Origin of the sequence: Acidithiobacillus sp. IBUN Pt1247-S3, assembly GCF_041146875.1 — a bacterium.
GTDB lineage: Bacteria > Pseudomonadota > Gammaproteobacteria > Acidithiobacillales > Acidithiobacillaceae > Igneacidithiobacillus.
In genome coordinates this window covers 19,813-41,330 of the sequence record NZ_JBFRXP010000007.1, presented here as the reverse complement: position 1 = coordinate 41,330, position 21,518 = coordinate 19,813, and the positions used below count along the sequence as shown (strand labels likewise).

The following is a 21,518-nucleotide window of genomic DNA, read 5'->3' as shown; positions in this document are numbered from 1 at the left end:
CTCAGGAGTGTGCCTCGGCCCAGGAGGCGCCCCAACCCACACTGACTTCCAGCGGCACTGCAAGTTTTGCCACACCTTCCATCCGCGCACGCAGAGCTTGCGTGGCGTCTGCTAATCCTGCTTCCGGGACTTCCAGAATCAATTCGTCATGCACCTGCAGGATCATGCGACCGCGTGCGGGATCTTCCTGTAACCAGGCATCGACGGCAATCATCGCCAGCTTGATCAGGTCGGCCGCCGTCCCCTGCAGGGGGGCATTGATGGCGGCACGTTCGGCGTAATTTCGGCGGGCGGGATTGCGCGACTGAATCTCCGGCACGTAGAGCCGCCGGCCAAAGAGGGTCTCGACGAAACCTACCTTGCGCGCCTGCACGCGGGTGTCTTCCATGTACCGTTGCACCCCAGGATAACGCTCGAAATAGCGCTGCATGTAGGCGCGCGCACTGGCCTGATCGACCCCTAGCTGCTGCGCGAGGCCAAAAGCGGTCTGACCATAGATGAGGCCGAAATTGATCGCCTTGGCGGCGCGCCGTTGCTCGCTATCGACTTCCTCCAGCGGGATCGCGAATACCTCGGCAGCGGTCGCCCGGTGGATATCTTCGCCCGCAGCAAAGGCAGCCAGCAGGCTTGCGTCCTGCGACAAATGCGCCATGATGCGCAGCTCGATTTGCGAATAATCGGCACTCAGCAGCAGATGACCAGGCTCGGCAATGAAGGCAGCGCGGATGCGCCGCCCCTGCTCCGTGCGCACGGGGATGTTCTGCAGGTTCGGATCGCTGGAGGAGAGCCGCCCGGTGGCCGCCACTGCCTGCCGATAGTGGGTGTGGACGCGCCCGGTGCGCGGGTGGATCATCTGCGGTAAGGCATCGGCATAGGTATTCCGTAGCTTGGCGAGGCTGCGATATTCCAGAATCAGGCCCGGCAAAGGCGAGTGGCCGGCCAGCTGTGCCAAACTGTCTTCATCGGTTGAGGCCTGGCCTCCCTTGGTCTTTTTCTGACTTGGCAACTGCATCTTATCGAAGAGGATTTCCTGGATCTGCTTGGGAGAGGAGAGATTGAACGACTGCCCGGCCATCTCCTGCGCCTCGCGCTCGACCTGCTCCATAGCTGCGGCGAGCTGGCTGCTCAGAGCCTCCAACTGCTGCCGATCAATCTTCACGCCGGCCCACTCCATGCGCGCCAGCACCGGCACCAGGGGCATCTCGATCTCGCTGAATACGTGCAGCAGGCCGGGCTCTTTTTCGATCCTCGGCCAAAGCAGTGCGTCGAGGCGCAGGCACACATCGGCATCCTCTGCGGCATAGGGCAAGGCCTCAGCAATGGCCACTTCGGCAAAGCTACGCTGCTTCTTGCCCTTGCCAGCGACATCTTCGTAGTGGATGTTCTCATGCTGGAGAAATCGCTGCGCCAGATGATCCAGGTCGTGCGGGCCGTTCGAGTCGAGCACATAGCTGGCGAGCAGGGTGTCACGTAACAAGCCCTGCGGCTGCACGCCCTGCGCCCAAAAGATCTGCCAATCGAACTTGGCATTTTGGGCGAGCTTGGGTCGCGCCGACTCCAGCCACGGGCGCAGCGCCATCAGGGCACGTTCCCGCGCTATCTGTTTACCCTCTCGGTGTCCGAGGGGCAGATAGGCCGCCTCGATCGCATCACCCTCTTGCCACGCAACAGAAACCCCCACCAACTCCGCATCGTGAGGGTTCAGAGACGTCGTCTCGGTATCGATGGCGACCCGTTCCGTGGCCTGCAAACGCACCAACAACTCGCACAAGGCATCTTCCGTATCGATCAGGCGATAGCGACTACGGTCAATGGCGTCACTGGCTGCGACTGGCGACTCGACTTCGCCATCTGTCTCCTGTTGCGCCTGCAATTCGCGCCGCCAAGTAGAAAAGCCCAAGCGCTCTGCCAGCGAAAGAAGTGCTGCACTATTCGCTGGACGCCGCTGGTAGCCCTGCCCCGGTAGCGGCAGATCACAGCGAATCCTGGCCAGCTCGTAGCTGCGCGGCAGAAAATCGCGGCTGCTACGCAGGGCCTCACCTACCTTGCCGCCAACGTCGTCCGCGTGGGCAAGGAGATTTGTGAGATTGCCATATTGACCGAGCCATTTGGCCACGGTCTTGGGCCCCGCGCTGGGCACGCCGGGGATGTTGTCCACCTTGTCCCCCACCAGGGCGAGATAATCGACGATCTGCCCGGCAGTAACACCAAATTTCTCCTGCACACCCACCTCATCCAGCACGGTATTCTTCATGGTATCGATGATTTTCGTGCGTATGTCGACAAGCTGGGCGAGATCTTTGTCGCCACTGATGATGAGGACAGGCCGCTCCACCTCCGTGGCACAAGCGAGGGTGCCAATGACGTCATCGGCTTCCACCCCAGGCTCACGCAGCAACGGCAGGCCCATGGCGCCAATCCATTGCAACAACGGCTCGACTTGCACGCGCAACTCTGGCGGCATAGGTGGCCGCTGCGCTTTGTATTCGGGATAGATGTCATCGCGAAAGGTCGGCCCTGGGGCATCGAAGATGACGATGATCTCGCCCTGCGGATATTCGCGCTCCAAACGCCGCAACATATTGATTACGCCATATATGGCACCAGTGGGAAGACCATCGGGGGCGCGCAGATCGGGCAAGGCGTGAAAGGCGCGATAGAGGAAACTGGAGGCATCGACAAGGATACGAGGATTTTCGGTCATGATAAGGACTTTTCCGCTGCTTTCCGCCATAATACGGAAAATTTGAGCACCTACGGTAGGCCCACACTATGCGCGCACCCCTGGATACGGAACGACTTCGTGATGGCGGCGAGAGTCGTCTTACCCGCGAGGCTTGGAAAATCTTCCAGATCATGGCGGAGTTCGTGCGCGGATATGAGAAACTGGCCGCCGTCGAGCCCTGCGTTAGTATCTTCGGCTCCGCCCGCTTACCCGAAGAACACCACTGGTACCAGCAGACCCTGAGCATCGCCGAAAAGCTCTCCAACGCCGGCTTTTCGGTGATCAGCGGCGGTGGCCCTGGCGTGATGGAGGCGGCCAACCGTGGCGCCCATCGCGGCACCGGTTACAGCATTGGACTCAACATCGAACTACCGCACGAACAGCATACCAACCCCTACCAGGACATTTCCATTTCCTTCGAACACTTTTATTCGCGCAAGGTAATGTTCATGAAATATGCCGCCGCTTATGTGGTCATGCCCGGCGGCTTTGGCACCCTGGACGAGCTCGCCGAATGCCTCACCCTGGTACAGACCGGCAAGACCCGGCGCATGCCCATCATCCTCTTCGATTCCAGCTTCTGGGGCGGGCTGATCGACTGGTGGAAAAGCACGATGCTGGTGCATGGCACTATCAACGCAGCCGATCTGGACTTGGTGACGGTACTCGACGACCCCGATGCCGTGGTCGCAGCCATCTTTGATCATTACGAAAAACGCGGTTTTGCCCCGTCGGCGGCAGAAACCGAGGCCCTGCTCAACCTGTAAATAGGGAGGAACCCTTCATGCCGCGCAATCTTGCAATCCTTCTTGGCCTCGGTGCCTTCCTCTGCGCCAGCCTTGCACTGGCCGACAGTGGGCCCGAAAAATACCCGATTCATTTGCCACGCCTGGCGCCGCCCAAGAACAGCCTCCCCGAAGCCGAACTGCATGTGCCGAAAGGCGCCAAAATAGAAGAATTCAAGGCCGATGGCGAGGTCTACATGGTCAAGGTCATCCCGCCCAAGCCCTTTCCTCCGTACTATCTCGTCAACCGAAGCGGCCATGGATTTACTCGTGTGCCCAACTCCGATGCGGAAAAAATGGACGTGCCGCAGTGGACCCTCTTTCGCTGGTAATTGCATGGCTGTTTATACCGATATCCCCGACACCGAACTGGCGAGCTTTCTGGCCGACTATGACTTAGGCAGCCTGGAGCAGATCGCCGGCATTTGCGCGGGCACCGAGAATAGCAATTTCTTTCTCGACACCAGTGCCGGACGTTTTGTTCTGACCATCTTTGAGCGCCTGCCGCGGGAGAGCATCCCCTACTACCTGCATGTGACGGAATGGCTTAGCCAGCACGGTATTCCCTGCCCAGCGCCGGTGCATACGCGCAATGGCGAAATCCTTGGCGAACTCTGCGGTAAACCGGCAGCCATCGTGCAGCGCTTGTCCGGGCAGTCGATTGAGGGTCGCGCACCGAGCGAGGCCGAGATCAGCGCCCTCGGACAAGTCCTGGCACGCATGCATCTGGCCGGGCGAGGCTTTCCCGAGGAGCACCCGAATCCTGCGGGTCTCGGCTGGTGTCAGGAGACCGGAAGACGCTTGATCCCCAAGCTCAGCCCCGGCGAGCGGGAATTATTGGTAGATGAACGCGAAGCGCAAAAGCAGTGGCCGCGCGACAAGCTGCCCGGGGGGGTCATCCATGCCGATCTCTTTCCCGATAACGTCTTGTTTGCGGGGAACGATATCACCGGCACCATCGACTACTACTATGCCGGCGATGATGCCTGGCTCTACGACCTGGCGGTGGTAGCTAACTCCTGGTGTTCCTATCCCGATGGCAGCCTCGACAAAAATCTTGCCGCTAGTCTCTGGCAGGCCTACGAGAGCGTGCGTCCCTTTACGCGGCATGAACACGGGCTCTGGTTCCCTTACATGCGTGCTGCTGCCCTGCGTTTTTGGCTGTTACGCCTGGAGGCCAAGCATTTTCCTCGTGGCGGGCAACTCACCGAACTGCGCGATCCCGAAGAATATCGTCGCATTCTGGAGCGGCGACGCGAGTTTTGTTGAAGTCGGGCGTCTGACGCAAGGCCAGGCGAAGCATCGAGGAGAGACATGCAGGAAACCAGCCGCGATAACCCCTGGCCGCGTGAGGCGCGCTGGCTGCACGCAGGCATTGCCTTTGGCGTTACCTGGCAGCTTTTCAGTTCGCTGTGGATGACGCCGGATTTCCGGCACGCCGACTATGGCAGCATCACCCAACTGCTCTTCAGCACCCATGCCTGGGTGGGGCTGACTACGGCGCTCTTTCTGCTCTGGGAGTGGCTGTGGATTGTTACCACACCTGCCATTCGCACCCAGCTTTTTCCCGTACGCGGTCCCTGGCGTCCCATCTGGGATGACCTGCGTGCCCTTGCCCGCGGACGTCTGCGGCCTATTGGTCCGGCCCCCGGTCTTGCCGCGCTCATTCACGGCCTCGGTCTCTTGCTGGTCACCTGGATGGCCCTCACCGGCACCGCCATCTTCTTCTTTCTCCCGCAAGGGGGCACCCCGCCCAGCCCCATCCTGCATACCCTCACGCCCTTACATAAGGCGCTATCCAATTTGGTCTGGGCCTACTGGATTGGCCATGTCGCCTTTTCGCTACTGCACGCGCTGCGCCGCGACGACATCTGGAACATCTTCCGCCTGACCGACTGATTCTTGGGACTGAACTGGTCCACCAGCAACGCTTTGGGTATAGTCGCGGCAAGCGAGGAGGTCTGTGATGAGTGAGAAAATGTGGGGCGGTCGTTTCGCCGCCGGTACCGATGCCCTGGTGGAGCAGTTCACGTCCTCCATTGCTGTCGATCGCCGCCTCTATGCCGAGGATATTCGGGGCTCGACGGCCCACGCGCGCATGCTCGGGCGGGTTGGTGTACTGACGGCGGCAGAGGTCGAGGCGATCTGCACGGGGCTGGAGACGATTGGCGCGGAGATTGCCGCCGGCAATTTCACCTTCACCGACAGCCTCGAAGACATCCACATGCACATCGAAAGCCGTCTGATCACACTGATCGGCGACACCGGCAAAAAGCTGCACACTGGCCGCTCGCGTAACGATCAGGTCGCCACCGATATGCGCCTGTATACGCGCGGCGCCATCGACCGCCTGCTCGCACTCCTGCACGACCTGCAATCCGTTTTCGTCGACCTCGCCGAACGCGAGGCAGACACCATCCTGCCCGGTCTCACCCATCTGCAAGTCGCCCAGCCGGTCACCTTTGGCCATCACAGTATGGCCTACGTCGAGATGTTCCGGCGCGACGCCGAGCGCCTGCGCGATGCCCGCAAGCGCGTGAATGTCCTGCCCCTTGGAGCTGCGGCCCTGGCTGGCACTACCTTTCCCATCGACCGCTGGGACGTCGCCCGCGAACTCGGTTTCGATCACGTCGCCGAAAACAGTCTCGATGCCGTTTCCGATCGCGATTTTCTCCTCGAAACCCTGGCGGCCCTGTCGATCATCGCCGTACACCTGTCGCGCCTGGCGGAAGAGCTGATCTACTGGATGTCGGCGGCGCTGGCGTTCATCGAACTGCCCGATGCTTTTTGTACTGGCTCCAGCATCATGCCGCAAAAGAAAAACCCCGATGTGGCCGAACTTATCCGCGGCAAGAGTGGCAAGGTCATGGGGCAACTCACGGCACTGCTGATTCTGATGAAGGGGCAAGCGCTGGCCTACAACCGCGACAATCAGGAAGATAAGAGCATCTTCTTTACCGCCCTGGATGAAGTCGAAGCCAGCCTGCAACTCCTGGCGCGCATGTTGCCGGGCTTGCAGACCCGTCCCGCGCGCATGCGTGCCGAGGCGGAGAAGGGCTTTGCCACGGCCACGGATCTGGCCGATTATCTGGTGCGCAAGGGAGTCCCTTTCCGCGATGCACATGCCGTGGTTGGACGCGCCGTGCGCCTTGCCCAGAATCGTGGCATTGGCCTCGAAGCCCTGCCGCTCGCCGAACTACGAGCGCTGTCCAGCACCATTGGCGAGGATGTCTTCCGTGTGCTCACCCTGGAAGGTTCCGTCGCCGCCCGCAACCACCTGGGTGGCACTGCGCCCGAGCAAGTGCGCGCCGCCATCGCCCGTGCCCGCACGCGATTGCAGGCAGAGGTGGAATGATGCGTCTGCGCCCCTGGATCGTCTTGCTCATGCTCGGCAGTTTGGCCCTGGCCGGTTGTGGCCGTAAAACCCCCCTCACCCTCCCGCAAGCACCCGCTCCCACCAGTTCGACGACGAGCAGCCACTAATGCATCCATTTCATTACCGTGCCGGGCAACTGTATGTCGACGATTGCCTTGTGAGCGAGATCGTCGAGCGCTATGGCACCCCCTGCTATGTCTATTCCGAGCTCTATCTGCGCGAGCGTTACCACGCCTTCGCCCACGCCCTGGGTGAACAGACCCTTACCTGCTACGCGGTCAAGGCCAATAGTAACCTGCATCTGCTACGTCGCCTGGCGCAATGGGGCGCGGGCTTCGATATTGTCTCCGCTGGCGAGCTGGCGCGGGTACTGCGCGCCGGTGGCGATCCGAAAAAGATCGTCTTTTCCGGGGTAGGCAAAAGCCGCGACGAGATCCACGCAGCCCTCGACGCCGGGATTTTTTGTCTGAATGTCGAGTCAGCGGCGGAGTTGGAACGCATTGCCGAAGTCGCGACGAAAATGGGGCTACGCGCGCCTGTCGCGCTGCGCGTCAATCCTGACGTCGATCCCGGCACCCATAAGTACATCGCCACCGGCCTGAAAGAGAGCAAATTTGGCATCCCCATTGCCGCCGCCGAGGCCCTCTACCGGCGTGCAGCAGAGTGGCCGAGCATTGCGTTTATCGGCGTCGCCGCCCACATCGGCTCACAGCTCATCGACCTGCAACCCCTGGGTGCTGCCGCCCGCCGCCTGCGCGATCTCTATGAACGGCTGCGCGATAGTGGCATCACCCTGCGCCATATCGACTGTGGCGGTGGCGTGGGCATTCGCTATCACGAGGAAAATGCCCCCAGCCCGGCCGATTACGCTGCCGTTCTCGACACTGCGCTGGCGGGTCTGCAGGTGCGCCGGGTGGTGGAACTGGGCCGCTCCCTGGTGGGGAATGCCGGGGCCTTACTGACCACGGTCGAGTACTGGAAAAAAAACGAGGGCAAACATTTTTGCGTGGTTGATGCAGCCATGAATGATCTCTTGCGCCCCAGCCTCTACGGGGCCTGGCACGAGTTCCTGCCCCTACGGCAGAGCGACGCGCCGCTGCGCGACTGCGACATTGTCGGGCCGGTTTGTGAAAGTGGCGATTTCCTTGCCAAAAACCGTCCGCTGCCCGCCATTGCCGCAGGGGAATCTCTCGCGATTCTCGGCGCCGGAGCCTACGGCTTTGCCATGAGCAGCCAGTACAACAGCCGCCCCCGCGCCGCCGAGATCCTGGTGCAGGGCGCAGAGATACGTTGCATCCGCCGCCGCGAGACTCTCGCCGATCTGCTCGGCCCCGAAGAGGACTGTCTGGTCGACTAGCCTGCGGCTGCTTGTACAGCGTCCGCACTCGGACTAGAATTGTACGGGTACTTGCACAGGTTTATCTGCCATGAAAGTTATCAGCTACACCCAGGCGCGAAACGAGTTCAAAACCCTGTTGGACAGCGTAGTCCAGGATGCTGATGTGGCAGTCATCAGTCGCCGTGATGCCGCCGGCGATGCGGTACTCATGTCTTTGGACAGCTATAACAGCATCGTAGAAACGCTGCACCTCACCAGTAACCCCGCCAGCGCCGCAGCGTTGGCGCGGGCTATTGCCCAGGATCAGGCGGGCCAAGCGCAGCGGCGCGACTTGCTCCCCAGCGAGTAATGGCACGATCGATTTGTTTTGTGCCCGACGCTTGGGACGGCTATCACTACTGGCAATCACAAGACAAGAAGACCTTGCGCCGTATCAACCTCCTGATCGAAGCGGCGGCCCCGGAACCCTTCGCCGGCATTGGCAAATCAGAAGCCCTGCGTGGTGATCTGTCCGGCTACTGGTCGCGGCGCATTGACGAAAGCAACCGTCTCGTCTACCGCGCGACGGATACCGAGCTCGTGATCGTCGCCTGCCGTTACCACTATGTGTAGGGGCGATCACCCAACGCCGACCAGGCGCCAGGAAATTTCCTCGCCCGCGCGCAAGGGTACGATCATTTCTGCTCCCATACCGATCTTCTCTGGCACGCACCAGCTTTCGTGCCGCAGGGTAATGCTGTCCGTATTGCAGGGTAGCCCATAAAAAGCAGGGCCATGCCGGCTGGCAAAGGCTTCCAGTCGATCCAGGGCATTGGCCTTGGCAAAGACCTCCGCATAGAGTTCGATGGCGGCGTGGGCGGTGTAGATCCCGGCGCAGCCGCAAGCAGATTCTTTGGCATTTTGCGGATGTGGGGCGCTATCAGTGCCAAGAAAAAACTGCGGATTACCGCTGATTGCGGCCTGTACCAGGGCCTCGCGATGTCGTTCCCGCTTCAGAATCGGTAGGCAGTAATGATGCGGGCGAATGCCGCCCTGGAACATCGCATTGCGATTCAACAACAGATGATGAGCGGTTATCGTGGCTGCGGTGCGCGCTCCTGCGCTCTGCACGAAATCAACCGCGGCACTGGTGGTGACATGTTCCAGCACCATGCGTAAAGCCGGAAAATCGCGACGCAGAGCAATGAGATGCCTTTCGATAAAAACCGCTTCCCGATCAAAAACATCAACTACCGGATCAGTGACTTCGCCATGCAGCAGCAGCGGCAAATCCCAGTGTTCCATAGCGGCAAGAACGGGATAGACCTTTTTGAGATCACGCACGCCATTTTCTGAATTGGTGGTGGCTCCCGCAGGATAGTATTTGACAGCATGCACGATGCCACTTTCCTTCGCTGCCCGGATTGCCTCGATGGGCGTCGCTTCCGTCAGATACAGGGTCATCAATGGCGTAAAAACAGAGCCTTTCGGTAACGCGGCCAAGATGCGTTCCCGATACGCCTGCGCCATAGCGGCGCTAGACACTGGTGGCTTGAGGTTGGGCATGACAATGGCGCGACCGAAGCGCACAGCCGTGTCCGGCAAAACCGTGTGGAGCATGGCGCCATCGCGTAGATGCAGGTGCCAGTCATCGGGACGCAGGATGCTGATTTCTTGGGTCGTAATCGAACTCATGCCGCCGTTTCCGAAAACGCATAGGCAACGAGGTCTTCCCGACCATCGCGGCGAAAACCCGTGCGCGGCCTTTCGCTGCAGGCTTGCAGATCTTCATCGAGAACGTTACTACGCATGGCACCGGCCTCTCATGTTATTGCATTCCGCAAGGGTAGCACCGACTTGTGGGGCTGCCTACGCGCAACCCGCTTTAGCCGCCCCCCTCACTCCAGATCTCCGCCTGGGCGCGACTTACTGCCGGGGTTTGTACGCGGCAAAAATCTTTTTCACCCAAAGGCATGGGAACCTTGAAAAAGGCGCCGGCCTCTAGTGCTTGTGGGCTCGACAGGTGATTGATCTGCATCAGATAACGGCTGGTGCTGTGGTATTTCGATGCCAGCTCATGCACGTCGGAACCAGCAGGTACGCGAATCTCCAGGAATTTACCGCCGATGTTGCAGCGTGGGGCAACGTCGATGGTGCGCAACGCACGGCGCATGGTGTAGCGGAACACCGGGGCCGCTTCGATGCCGCCAAAGTTCCAGGAGTAGTGGCTACCGCGCAGGTTCACCGCCATGACCAAATCTGGATGAGCGCCCGGCGCAAAGCCGACAAAAGTGGCGTTGGTACGATGGTGGTAAAAGCCGTCTTTGCCATTGGCCATGTTCGAGGTGCCGGTCTTGCCCCCGACACCGTAACCAGGGATCGCGGCCAAAATGCCAGTGCCCCCTGGGCGGGCGACGGATCGCAGCCAACTTCGCAAATCATTGGCGACCCAGCCCGGCATCACCCGGTGTCGATGCAGCTTCTCGCCAGCGAAAAGGTGCGGGCGCACATACCAACCGCCGTTGGCAATGCTGGCGTAGGCAGCCGCGAGCTGCAGTGTTGTCACCGAGACCCCGTAACCGATCGAAATCGTAGCGTGGCGGGCGATGCCCCAGGATTGCCAAGGCGGCAAGACACCAGCGGTTTCCCCAGGGAGCCCTACAGCTGGCACACGGCCAAAGCCCACCGCTTGGTACATGTCATACAGGGTGCGTTTGGGGGTGCGCAGGGCAATCTTGGCCGTCCCGATACAGCTCGAATACTTGAGAATATGCTCGATATTGAGAATGTGATGAGGCACGTCGTCGGTGATGGGGTAGCCGCCGACCCAGAGTGGGTGGAAGACGTGGAATTTCTGTGTGGGGGAAACACTGTGGCTGGCCAAGGCAGCGGCAATGGCAAAGGGCTTCATCACCGAACCCGGTTCAAAGGCTTGGTGCACCGCATTGTTCACATAGTCTGTTGGTGCCGTGCAGGCGCCCACCTGATTAGGATTGCAACTGGGAGCACTGACCATGGCCAAAATGGCGCCGGTATGCACGTTCATAAGTACCGCCGACCCGACCCAGGCATGAAAATGCTGTAGAGAACGTAGTAAGGCCATATAGGCCCAATACTGCATTTGCGGGTTGATGGTTAGATGGATGGCATGCCCAGGGTGCGAGAGTTGCGAGACCTTCAGGACCTTGACGATTTGTCCATGCCCATCGTAGAGGGCCTCTTCCGAGCCGGGGTGTGCGGCCAGCCACTGGTTGTAACTCAACTCCATGCCCGTGGCCCCTTGATGTGCTTGGTCCACGAGGCCAATCAGGGGTGTCGTTGCGGCGCCCAGAGGAAAATAGCTGCGCGAACTGGGCAATACCCCAACCCCGGGAATTCCCAAGGCGCGCACCGCTGTGCCAACGTTTGGGGGTCGCTGCCGTGCCAGATAGGCGAAGGCGGCGCCACCGCTGGCCAAGCGTTGGCCTAGTTCAGTGACAGACATATCTAGCGCCTTAGCCAGTTGCGGCCACTGCGCCTGATGTTTTCCCAAGACCTTGGGGTCGCCCCAGATGGTGCTTGCCGCAGTGTTTACCGCCAGGGGTAGGCCGTTGGCACCAAAGATTACCCCGCGTTGCGCGGGCAGGCGTTGATTGTGCAGATAACGCATCTGCCCCTGGAAGCGCAGATGTTTGGCCTGCAGATATTGCACCTGAATATCGCGACCTAGGACTGCCAAAAAACCAATAATGAAAATGCCCGCGAGCCAAAGGGGCCGCGAGCGTGGCAGTTTGCGAAATGGTCGGGTGGGCGGGTTCATTCTCCGCTGCTTGTGGCACGGTAGACAAAATCGACGCGCTGATTGCGGTGCCAACAGGCAGCGGTATTTTGATTACAAAGTAAGTTGTCTTTGCCAAAGGAAACGGTACTGATGCGACTGGCGGACACGCCATCTGCTTCCAGCAGTTCCTTGATGGCATGGGCACGCCATTCCCCCAGGCCGAGATTGTATTCCTGCGTACCCGGTTGCGAGCAGTTCCCCTCCAGTCGTACGTGCAAATTGGGGAAACGCCGCAAGAAACGCGCATTTTCATTGGTGATGTGGCGGGCATGCGCACTGATATGGAAGCTGTTTTGTGCAAAATGCACGCGCAAATGGCGCGGGAGGGCTGCGAGTTCGGCATCGGAAAGATTTTCGTTATGGCCACCCAATGGGCCGTAGGAGAGGTTGTTTTCTCGCTCTTCTGCACGATTCAGCGCCTGGGTATTGGCACTTTGACTAGGAACAACGCTACTTGGGACCATTTGCGCATGGCTTGTTGGCGAAACGTGCTGGGCACAGGCACTGAGTAATATCGTGGTAGAAAAAACTGCGCCAAGGGCCACGGCGCGCGTTGACAGGGTAGAGGATGGAAACTGCGGCATGAGGACATTCCTTCACTTGTTGGCATACCTCTATGACAACGCTGGTCCTTTTCGGTTCTCTCCTGTCTAGGCAGCGCGTTGGGCGCGCCAGCGATAGCGTGCTTCGACCGGCACGGGGGGCGCTGGCGGCGTGCAGCCAGAGCAAGTGCCGGCACAACGGTTCGCACAGCTACTGTTTCCAACTTGCGTCAAGTTTTGTACACGAGCAAGTTCACCCCGACTTTGCCAATGTTGCAGGCCGGCATCTACCAAGTCGCGCGCAAGCTCCAGACGCTGCGCGATTTCGCTTGGGCTTAGGCTCTCCCCCGCGCGCAGCAGCTCGCGGATACGAAAGAGTGGGCTCTCCATCATCCCTGCTCCTGAAGATGGAGCCTGCTGTGTCGCCGTCCTTGCTGGCGCAGGCCCAAAAGCAGGAGCAAGAGGGCGATCGCGATGGCCGCCGTCCAGCCCCAGGTCGTGCGCGGGTGCCCGGCAAAGGTCCCCCACTGATATACCAGGGTCGCCACCGCCCAGGCAATGCCGATGCCGTAAGCCGTGGAAAACAACATCCAACCCCAGCCTACCTCCCGCCGTAGCGCCCCCATGGTGCTAGCGCAGGGCACATAAAGCAGTACAAAGAGCAGATAGGCCAAGGCCGACAGGGGCGTAAAGCTCTGCGCCAGGGCGCCGAGGGTCTGTGAGCTGGCGCCCGAATCCGCAATACTCGCATCGCGTTGGTTTAGATCGGCAAATCCCAAGGGATCGGTAAAGCTGCTCAACAGCTTGCTGGCATTCTCCGGGATAGTTGCTAAGGCATCGCGCAATGCCTGCACGATATTTGGATCGCGATACTGCGCCATCAAGTCGCCACCAGCCTGGCGCTGGTAGATACCATTCAAGGTGCCAATCACCACTTCCTTGGCCGCTGCGCCGGCCACTAAACCGGCAACTGCCGGCCAGTTGTCGCGCTGTATACCCATGGGCGCAAAGAGGGGCACCAGCGCCTCGCTACCTTGCGCCAATAGCGAATGGTCGATGTCGGTGGCGCGCAATCCCTGGCTAGTCCAGCCAATGCCCGGCAAGAGGAAGAGGATGAAACCAATTGCGGCGATGACCTTGCCGACACGCAGCACAAAAATGCGTAGGCGTTGCCACGCTTGCAGCGCGACGCTGCGCAGGCTCGGCAGCCGATAGGGCGGCAGCTCCATGACAAAGGGACGGGCCTGACCGCGCAGCGCGGTCTTTCCCAGGAGCCAGGCGGTAAAAAGGGCCATGAGAATGCCCGTCAGATAGAGCAAAAACACCACCTGCCCGCCGTTGCCGCGAAAAAAGACCACGGCAAAGGCCATGTAGATCGTCAGCCGTGCCGAACAGGACATGAAGGGCTGCATGAGTACCGTCAGCACCCGTCCACGCGGATCGTCGATGATGCGCGCGCCCATGATGGCCGGCACGTTGCAGCCAAAACCAATCACCATCGGCACTAGGGCATTGCCCGGCAAACCCACGCGGCGCATCAGGCGATCCATCACATAGGCGGCGCGCGCCATGTACCCGGAGTCTTCCAAAAAGGCGAGGAAAAGAAAGGTCAGCCCAATGGGCGGGATGAAGCTAATCACCAGATTCAGACCACCACCAATCCCCCCGGCCAGGGCGCTCACCAGCCAGCCCGGTGCGCCAACTTGCAATAACAGATGGCCAAAGCCGTGCATCAGCAGCGCCGCCGAGGTCTGATCAAAAAAATCGAGAAAGACATTGCCGCCGCTGAAACTGACCACAAAGACCAGGTACAACACTGCAAGAAAGATCGGCACGCCCAGCCAGTCGTGCAAAATCCAGCGATCGAGATGGCGCGTTGCGCGTTGTCTCCAGCCAGCCTTGCCCGTGGCTTGCGTCACCCGGGATGCGAGTGCCGCAGCCCAGGAAAAGCGTGCGGCAGGAAGCAGGTCGACAACATCCTCACCGCTGCCTTGTTGCAGACGCTGCGCCACACGCTCACGCGCCGCACGCAGGGCTGGCGGCGTGCTTTCCGGCATTTCCAGAGTTTGCCAGGCCAAAAAACGACTGCGCTCCTCGCCAATTTGCGCGCCGATCTCGGTGCTTAGTTCGCTCAGGCTGGCTTCCACCACTGGCTCCCAATCAGGCCTTTGCGGTAGCACGTGCGCGCGCAGTGCCTCGCGCAGGGCTAGGCGCAGCTCCCCCAAGCCCTTCCCCCGACGTGCCACCATCGGCACTACCGGTACGCCAAGACGCACGGAAAGTGCGCTGGCTTCGATCCGTAGGCCGCGATCCTGCGCTTCGTCCACCATGTTCAGGATGATCAACAAGGGGCGTTCCAGCTCGATGAGTTCGGCAGTCAAGAGTAAATGCCGCTCCAGCGTACTGGCATCGAGCACCTGCACGATCAGCTCGACGTCCTCGTCGCACAGAAACTGTCGCGCCACCGCCTGGTCTTCACCGCCACCGCCCAACAGACTGTAAATTCCCGGCAAGTCGATCACCTCGACCTTCTCGCCTGCCGCCAGGCGCGCGCTGCCCGAGCGGCGTTCGACGGTAACACCGGGCCAGTTACCCACCGTCTGGTGAGTGCCGGTAAGAAGATTGTAAATGGTGGTCTTGCCGCAGTTGGGATTGCCGACCAGGGCAATGCGCGGACTGCCAGCGGGGAGCGTGGCGCCCGCGACGGCGCTACAGTGCTTGACCATAAATCAACCCTTCGCCGCGGCGGACGGTTGGCGCACCTGGATCTGGTCCAGCCATTCGCGGCCCAGCGCGATGCGGGTGCCGGCGCTATCCAGCACCACCCCGCGCCGATCGGGCCCGAGCAGCAGGGTAAATGCCGAGCCTGGACGTAGGCCCATAATCAAAAGCCGTTTGCTCTCGTTGGCAGCACCATGGATGGCGTGGATGACGCCCTGGTTACCGCGTGATAGTTGCGCAAGGCTGCGGATTTCCCGCCCGATTTCTGACTCTCTCATAACCGCTCCCTGATATGCTCTTCTATGGGAGCGATTCTATTAAATGAGAATCGTTCTTGCAATGCCTCTCAAGTAAAAGTCAGGTGTCAGACGATTTGTGGCGCAAGCGACGACTAGCGTCTAGTCGAGTACCGCGAACAGGTCGTACTCGTCGGCATCACGGATATGTGCCTGCACTCGCTCGCCCACGCGACGCCCCTGGGCATTGTTCAGGTGGACCACACCATCGATTTCCGGGGCATCTGCAGCACTGCGGGCAACGGCACTGCCGTCGGCATGGATCTCATCGATGAGCACCTCGCGCACCTGCCCCACCCGCAACCGTAGACGAGCGGTGCTGATTTCCTGCTGTACCGCCATGAACTGTTCCCGGCGCGCCTCGCGCTCGGCCTCGGGCAGGGCGCCCGGTAGCGCATTGGCGGCAGCCCCTTCCACCGGCGAATAGGCAAAGCAACCGACCCGGTCCAGTTGGGCGGCTCGGATAAAGTCCAGCAGCTCCTCGAACTCCGCCTCGGTCTCGCCGGGAAAGCCGACGATGAAGGTGCTGCGGATGGTCAAGTCGGGGACGGCGGCACGCCAGCCTTGCAGGCGTTCCAGAGTGCGCTCGGCGGCGGCAGGCCGGCGCATGGCCTTGAGGATGCGCGGACTGCCGTGCTGTAGGGGCACGTCCAGGTAAGGGAGTATCTGCCCCGCCGCCATCAAGGGCAGGAGCTCGTCGATGTGGGGGTAGGGGTAGACGTAATGCAAGCGCACCCAGGCCCCAAGCTCGCCCAAAGCGCTGCACAGATCGGTAATGCGGGTCTTGAGGGGGCGGCCATTGTGGAAGGCCGTGCGATATTTGCGATCTACCCCATAGGCCCCGGTGTCCTGGGAAATGACCAGAAGCTCCTGGACGCCGCCCGCCACCAGGGCCTCGGCCTCGCGCAGAATGGCATCGGGGTCGCGGCTCACCAACTTGCCACGCATGTCGGGGATGATGCAAAAGCTGCACGACTGATTGCAGCCCTCGGAGATCTTCAGGTAGGCATAATGGGGCGGGGTGAGGCGCAGCCCCTGGGGCGGGACCAGGTCGGTGTAGGGGTCATGGGCAGGGGGCAGGGCCGTATGGATGGCATCCATCACCGCGCTGTTTTCCTGGGGGCCGGTGACGGCCAGCACTTTGGGGTGGCTGGCGCGCACAAAGGCGCCACCGTCCCGCGCCCCGAGGCAGCCCGTCACCACCACCCGGCCATTTTCTTCCAACGCTTCGCCAATCGCCTCCAGGGACTCTTCCACGGCAGCATCGATGAAGCCACAGGTATTGACCACCACCAGATCGGCACCGGCGTAGTCCCCCACCAACTGATAGCCTTCAGCACGCAATTGGGTGAGGATGCGCTCGCTATCCACCGTTGCCTTGGGACAACCGAGGCTGACGAAGCCGACGCGGGGCGCCCTGGCAGTTTTGCGCGGGGGTTTGAGGGAAATCAAAAGGTGTTGCTCACGCTGGCCACGCCCGGTACCGCACCGACAATCTTTTCCACCACCTGTTGCAGGTCAATGACGGCATTGGGGCAGCCGGCGCAGGCACCCTTCATGCGTACCCGCACGTTGCGTTCTTCGATGTCCACCAGCTCGATATCGCCGCCATCGCGGTTGAGGATGCGGCGCACGGCGGCAATGCCCTCGGCAACGGCGGCGGGATCGGGCAGGGGATCATCGGGACCAAAACTGCGTTTGCGCCCGATCAGGCGCTGGGCCATGGCCTGGGCGTGGGCAATCTTGGCGGCCGCGACGGGATCGCTTTCTTCCAGGATGTCCAATTCTGCTTCCGTGTAAAAACGGATGGGGGTTCTTTCGGGCGTCGACATGGGCTCAATATAACATGCGCCCGCCATCGACGACGAGGTTGTGCCCCGTCACATAGGGGGCATCGAAGAGCAGCCAGGCCACCGCCTGGGCGATATCCTCGGGGTTGCCCACCCGCTTGAGGGCGTTGCGCTCCAGGAGCCCCTGGCGATCACCATCGGGGGGATCTTGGCCCTCGGCCCAGAGCACCACCCCCGGCGAGACACTGTTGACCCGCACCTCCGGCCCCAGTTCCTTGGCCAGGGAACGGGTCAGGGCCAGCAGCCCCGCCTTGCTAACGCTGTAGGGCAGGTAACCGCGCAAGGGGATCTCGCCGTGGACATCGCCCAGGTTGACCACGGCGCCGCCCTGGGCGCGCAGGTGGGGCCAAGCCGCCTGGGTCAAAAAGAGGGGTGCCCGTAGATGGATGGCCTCCATGCGCTCCCAATCGCCGGGGGTGAGTTGGGCAAAGGGCGCTGGGGCATAGAGAGAAGCGTTATTGACCAGACCATCCAGGCGACCAAAATGGGCGATGGTCGCGGCCATGAGCTGGGCGGGGGTGGCAGGGTCGCTGAGGTCGCCGGCCAGGAGCAAGACCTCGATCTGCGCCTCGGCCCGCAACTGCGCCGCCAGCCCTTCGGCCTCGGCGCGGGATTGCCTATAATGCAGCACCAGATGACAACCTCGGCCCGCCAAATGCCGGGCGATGGCGGCCCCGACCCGGCGGGCGGCGCCTGTGACGAGTACGACTTTTTCCGGTGCAGACAAGGGGGATTCCATGGGTGATGGGCGTGCGGATTTTGTAACCCAATGGACCCAGGGGCGCAAGGCAAACTTGCCCTTGCCGGACCCCGAAGCCCTAGCCCATAGCGCCGCCCTGACGGAGTCCATTTGCCGGGCCATTGTCCATGCCGGGGGCTGGTTGCCCTTTGCCGAGTACATGGATCTGGCCCTCTATGCGCCGGGGTTGGGCTACTATATGGCCGGGCAGCAACGTTTGGGCGCTGCCGGAGATTTTATCACCGCCCCCGAGATGGGGGGCATCCTTGGCGCTGTGCTCGCGCGGGCCATGACCCCTTGGCTGGGGCGGGATGGGGTACTGGAATTGGGCGGCGGCAGCGGCGCCCTGGCGACGCAAATCCACACCCGTCTGCCCCAGGTGCCCTACACCCTGCTGGAACTCAGCCCAGACTTGCAAGCACGCCAGCGCGCCGCCTGCCCCGCCAGCCGCCATGTGCAGAAGCTGCCCACCGCTTGGAATGGCGTCCTGCTGGCCAACGAGGTCCTCGACGCCATCCCGGTGGCGGTCGTGGAACAGGGCGACGACGGTATCCTCCGGGAGATGGGGGTGGTGGTGGCCACGGACGGCGCCCTGGCCTGGGCGCCCGCCCCGGACCCTGCCTCGGCCGCCTTGCAGGCCCTGGTAGAGCCCTGGCGACAGGACTGGCCGGCGCCCTATCGCAGCGAGGTCCACCCCCGCGCCGAGGCCTGGCTGCGGACCCTCGCCGGCCACCTGCAATCGGGGGCCATCCTGCTCATCGACTATGGGCACGAGGCGCGGGAGTATTACCATCCCCAGCGCCAGATGGGCACCCTGCGCGCCTATTACCGCCACCAGTGGCTGGATGACCCTTTTGTCTGGCCCGGCCTCTGCGACCTCACCGCCCACGTCAACTTCACCGGCCTGCTGCGGGTGGCCGAGGAGGTCGGCCTGCACATTGCGTGGTATGGCAATCTCGCCCGTTTTCTCATCGAACACGGCCTGCCCGAGGTCTACGCCGAACTACACGCACAGGCCAGCAGCCCCGAGGCGGTCCTGGCGCTGAACAACGAAATCAAAAAGCTCACCCTACCGCAGGAGATGGGCGAGAGCTTCAAGGTCTTGCTGCTGACGCGGGGGGGGTTAGGGGGGCGCGGAACTGACCCCAAAAACCTCTGGGATTGCTCGATTGTTTTACGCAAGTAGGTTCGGAAGTGGGATTACGCCTGCAACCAGCATGGTTTTTGTCGCTTCCTGTATAAGCGGCTCGATGCCTTGTAGCGAGCCTTTTGCCAAAGCACCCCGCCGCCCCCAAAGTTTCGTCCCGCGAGGGCGACATGGCGCAGCACCATTCTGGTACAGAAGTGGGAACCAGACTAGCTTAAACCCAGGCAGATACTGTCTTGACTAGCGGGTCCACTATACTATCGTGGATTGACCGCAAGAACTTGCCAGCTCATTGTGTTGAGCGCCTATGGAAATTCAAGATTTCCGAGGTGGACAAATGGGTTCGTGCGGGTGGCGCGGATGAGGATTCATGGGGCAAGAAACGATGAAAAAATTGGGGGAGGCTGCATTTGAGCTTGGAAGGACAATTTCTAGACCATAAGTCCTTGCGTGCGGTCACAGGCAAAAACGCCGACTGGCACGAAATCGCCAAGGATTGCATTGCGTTTGCCAATGCAACCGGCGGTCGTCTGGTGCTGGGCATCGAGGATGGGCAAAACGCCCCACCGGCCCACCAACACATCCCGGTAGACCTACCCGACACACTGCGGCGAAAGTTAGCCGAGCGTACTGTCAACGTAGCCGCACTGCCCGACGTCGCCACCGCCCCCAATGGCGGGCAGTACATCGAATTGCGCATTCCGCGCGCCATGGCCGTGGCGTCCACCACCGACGGTCGTTATTTCCTGCGCGTGGCAGATCAAAGCAGGCCCGTCACCGGCGATGATGTGATGCGGTTGGCCAGCGAACGTGCGGCACTGCCCTGGGAAACGCAGACCACCCTGCATATTCCGCGCGCCGAGGTGGATGCCACCAAGCGTGTCAAGCTACTAGCTGCCTTGCGCGCATCAGACCGCGTCAAGGCATCGGTCAAGGAAAAGTCCAACGACGAATTGCTTGATCACTATCAGCTGGCGCAAGGACAGTCCCTCACCAACTTGGGCGTGCTCTGCCTTGGCCGTCAGCATCACCGCGCCCAACTGACCACGGCACCGGTCATCAAGTACGACGAGCACGGCCAGAAGGTCAACAAGCTGGTATGGGATGACCACACCCTCAATCCAATGGAACTGATCGAGGCCGTCTGGCAGGAGGTGCCCGATTTCCGCGAGCGTTACGAACTACCCGGTGGCCTGTACCGCCAGAATGTGCCGGCCTTCGACAAAATCGTTGTGCGCGAACTGCTCGTCAATGCGCTGGTGCACCGGCCCTACACCCAGCGCGGCGATATCTTCCTAAATCTGCATCCAGACCGACTGGAGGTGGTTAACCCCGGGCCGCTGCCACTGGGGGTTACACCCCAAAACGTGCTGCATACCACCGTGCGCCGCAACGAGCACCTGGCCCGACTGTTCCACGACTTGAAGCTGATGGAACGTGAAGGCAGTGGCTTCGACAAGCTTTTCGAAGTTTTGCTGTCTCAAGGCCGCCCTGCTCCAGAACTGATTGAAACCCACGACCGTGTGCAGGTGACGGCGCGCCGTCGCATCCTCAAGCCCGAGATCATCGACTTCATTGCCAAGGCAGATCAGACCTATCAACTCACCCAGCGTGAGCGCATTTCTCTGGGCCTCTTGGCCCAGCACGACGCAATGACTGCACGCGAGCTGGCAACCACACTTGGGCTTCCATCCGTCGAAGCACTTCGGCCCTGGCTAAAGCGCTTGCTCAACTGGTATCTGGTGCAAAGTGCCGGCCGTACCCAGGCCACACGCTATTTTGTTGATCCCGATTTACTGCGCAGCCTCCAATTCGCCGGCGAAACGACCCTCAAGCGCATCGAGCCGCACCGCTTGGCAACGCTGGTGCTGGAAGACCTACAGCGTTATCCGAAACCGTCGATCCGCGATATTCACAAGCGCGTCGGCGGTGAAATTTACCCCAAGCAAGTCAAGCGAGCGCTGGAGGAACTGATTGAGCCCCGCGCTGTACGTTTCGAAGGCAACTACCGCTGGCGGCGGTACTGGGCAGTGGCATGACTTGGATATCGGACAACATGCGCGATATCGGCGATTGCCGGGCGATAGAAATTGGGCGATATGCCCACGCAGGCAAAATAAATCAAAGCGTTATATCGACCACCGTCAGTACTAGACGGTCGATAGCGGCAAAACAGAACCCATCGAACTCTAGGACGCA

The 21,518-nt window shown here is 61.1% G+C and carries 21 protein-coding genes; 11 read left to right on the top strand and 10 right to left on the bottom strand.

What is annotated here, in order from left to right; all coding sequences use genetic code 11:
• Position 1: 1 nt before the first annotated feature.
• Positions 2-2,704, bottom strand: a complete 2,703-nt coding sequence (gene polA, locus AB4090_RS06535; RefSeq protein WP_369573063.1) for a DNA polymerase I — start codon at positions 2,702-2,704, stop codon at positions 2-4.
• Between the two features lie 68 nt (positions 2,705-2,772).
• On the opposite strand from polA, the gene AB4090_RS06530 reads away from it, so the two are divergent.
• The 9 genes from AB4090_RS06530 to AB4090_RS06490 all read left to right on the top strand — a co-directional run bounded on the left by AB4090_RS06530 (position 2,773) and on the right by AB4090_RS06490 (position 8,837).
• Entirely contained in the window at positions 2,773-3,492 is a 720-nt protein-coding gene (locus tag AB4090_RS06530) for a TIGR00730 family Rossman fold protein (RefSeq protein WP_369573062.1), read from the top strand.
• 17 nt (positions 3,493-3,509) lie between these two features.
• Positions 3,510-3,842, top strand: coding sequence for a DUF2782 domain-containing protein (locus AB4090_RS06525; protein ID WP_369573061.1), 333 nt, complete (start codon positions 3,510-3,512; stop codon positions 3,840-3,842).
• A gap of 4 nt (positions 3,843-3,846) precedes the next feature.
• The gene (locus AB4090_RS06520; protein ID WP_369573060.1) at positions 3,847-4,779 is read left to right on the top strand and encodes a homoserine kinase; all 933 of its coding nucleotides are present in this window, start codon (positions 3,847-3,849) and stop codon (positions 4,777-4,779) included.
• 45 nt (positions 4,780-4,824) lie between these two features.
• Positions 4,825-5,409, top strand: coding sequence for a cytochrome b/b6 domain-containing protein (locus AB4090_RS06515; RefSeq protein ID WP_369573059.1), 585 nt, complete (start codon positions 4,825-4,827; stop codon positions 5,407-5,409).
• A 67-nt stretch (positions 5,410-5,476) separates the two neighbouring features.
• Positions 5,477-6,865, top strand: coding sequence for an argininosuccinate lyase (gene argH, locus AB4090_RS06510; protein ID WP_369573058.1), 1,389 nt, complete (start codon positions 5,477-5,479; stop codon positions 6,863-6,865).
• Positions 6,862-6,993, top strand: a complete 132-nt coding sequence (locus AB4090_RS06505; protein WP_369573057.1) for a lipoprotein — start codon at positions 6,862-6,864, stop codon at positions 6,991-6,993. Before argH ends, AB4090_RS06505 begins: the two co-directional genes overlap by 4 nt.
• Positions 6,993-8,243 (top strand): diaminopimelate decarboxylase, encoded by a 1,251-nt coding sequence (gene lysA, locus AB4090_RS06500; protein WP_369573056.1) that lies wholly within the window; start codon positions 6,993-6,995, stop codon positions 8,241-8,243. Before AB4090_RS06505 ends, lysA begins: the two co-directional genes overlap by 1 nt.
• 70 nt (positions 8,244-8,313) lie before the next feature.
• Positions 8,314-8,574: a type II toxin-antitoxin system Phd/YefM family antitoxin gene (locus AB4090_RS06495; RefSeq protein WP_369573055.1), complete on the top strand. Its 261-nt coding sequence runs from the start codon at positions 8,314-8,316 to the stop codon at positions 8,572-8,574.
• Positions 8,574-8,837 carry a Txe/YoeB family addiction module toxin gene (locus tag AB4090_RS06490; RefSeq protein WP_369573054.1) on the top strand — a complete coding sequence of 88 codons (264 nt, stop codon included), beginning with the start codon at positions 8,574-8,576 and terminating at the stop codon, positions 8,835-8,837. Before AB4090_RS06495 ends, AB4090_RS06490 begins: the two co-directional genes overlap by 1 nt.
• Positions 8,838-8,843: 6 nt before the next feature.
• On the opposite strand, the gene pyrC is transcribed toward AB4090_RS06490, so the two are convergent.
• The 9 genes from pyrC to AB4090_RS06445 all read right to left on the bottom strand — a co-directional run bounded on the left by pyrC (position 8,844) and on the right by AB4090_RS06445 (position 18,172).
• A complete protein-coding gene (gene pyrC / locus AB4090_RS06485; RefSeq protein ID WP_369573053.1) occupies positions 8,844-9,899 on the bottom strand; it encodes a dihydroorotase in 1,056 nt (351 codons plus the stop codon).
• A gap of 190 nt (positions 9,900-10,089) precedes the next feature.
• Positions 10,090-12,003, bottom strand: coding sequence for a peptidoglycan D,D-transpeptidase FtsI family protein (locus tag AB4090_RS06480; RefSeq protein WP_369573052.1), 1,914 nt, complete (start codon positions 12,001-12,003; stop codon positions 10,090-10,092).
• Positions 12,000-12,608 (bottom strand): OmpA family protein, encoded by a 609-nt coding sequence (locus AB4090_RS06475; protein WP_369573051.1) that lies wholly within the window; start codon positions 12,606-12,608, stop codon positions 12,000-12,002. The genes AB4090_RS06480 and AB4090_RS06475 overlap by 4 nt, the downstream gene beginning before the upstream one ends.
• Before the next feature lie 66 nt (positions 12,609-12,674).
• On the bottom strand, positions 12,675-12,959 hold the full coding sequence (locus AB4090_RS06470) for a hypothetical protein (protein WP_369573050.1): 285 nt from the start codon (positions 12,957-12,959) through the stop codon (positions 12,675-12,677).
• On the bottom strand, positions 12,956-15,292 hold the full coding sequence (feoB, locus tag AB4090_RS06465; protein ID WP_369573049.1) for a Fe(2+) transporter permease subunit FeoB: 2,337 nt from the start codon (positions 15,290-15,292) through the stop codon (positions 12,956-12,958). The genes AB4090_RS06470 and feoB overlap by 4 nt, the downstream gene beginning before the upstream one ends.
• Positions 15,293-15,295: 3 nt before the next feature.
• Positions 15,296-15,565 (bottom strand): ferrous iron transport protein A, encoded by a 270-nt coding sequence (locus AB4090_RS06460; RefSeq protein WP_369573048.1) that lies wholly within the window; start codon positions 15,563-15,565, stop codon positions 15,296-15,298.
• A gap of 120 nt (positions 15,566-15,685) precedes the next feature.
• The gene (rimO, locus tag AB4090_RS06455; protein ID WP_369573162.1) at positions 15,686-17,032 is read right to left on the bottom strand and encodes a 30S ribosomal protein S12 methylthiotransferase RimO; all 1,347 of its coding nucleotides are present in this window, start codon (positions 17,030-17,032) and stop codon (positions 15,686-15,688) included.
• On the bottom strand, positions 17,032-17,415 hold the full coding sequence (locus AB4090_RS06450) for a NifU family protein (protein ID WP_369573047.1): 384 nt from the start codon (positions 17,413-17,415) through the stop codon (positions 17,032-17,034). The genes rimO and AB4090_RS06450 overlap by 1 nt, the downstream gene beginning before the upstream one ends.
• Positions 17,416-17,419: 4 nt before the next feature.
• Positions 17,420-18,172 carry a pteridine reductase gene (locus AB4090_RS06445; protein ID WP_369573046.1) on the bottom strand — a complete coding sequence of 251 codons (753 nt, stop codon included), beginning with the start codon at positions 18,170-18,172 and terminating at the stop codon, positions 17,420-17,422.
• On the opposite strand from AB4090_RS06445, the gene AB4090_RS06440 reads away from it, so the two are divergent.
• Together AB4090_RS06440 and AB4090_RS06435 are read left to right on the top strand one after the other, a co-directional pair.
• Positions 18,171-19,358 carry a class I SAM-dependent methyltransferase gene (locus tag AB4090_RS06440; RefSeq protein WP_369573045.1) on the top strand — a complete coding sequence of 396 codons (1,188 nt, stop codon included), beginning with the start codon at positions 18,171-18,173 and terminating at the stop codon, positions 19,356-19,358. The two genes, AB4090_RS06445 and AB4090_RS06440, sit on opposite strands and share 2 nt — an antisense overlap.
• 371 nt (positions 19,359-19,729) lie before the next feature.
• A complete protein-coding gene (locus AB4090_RS06435; RefSeq protein ID WP_369573044.1) occupies positions 19,730-21,358 on the top strand; it encodes an ATP-binding protein in 1,629 nt (542 codons plus the stop codon).
• The last annotated feature ends 160 nt before the right edge of the window (positions 21,359-21,518 follow it).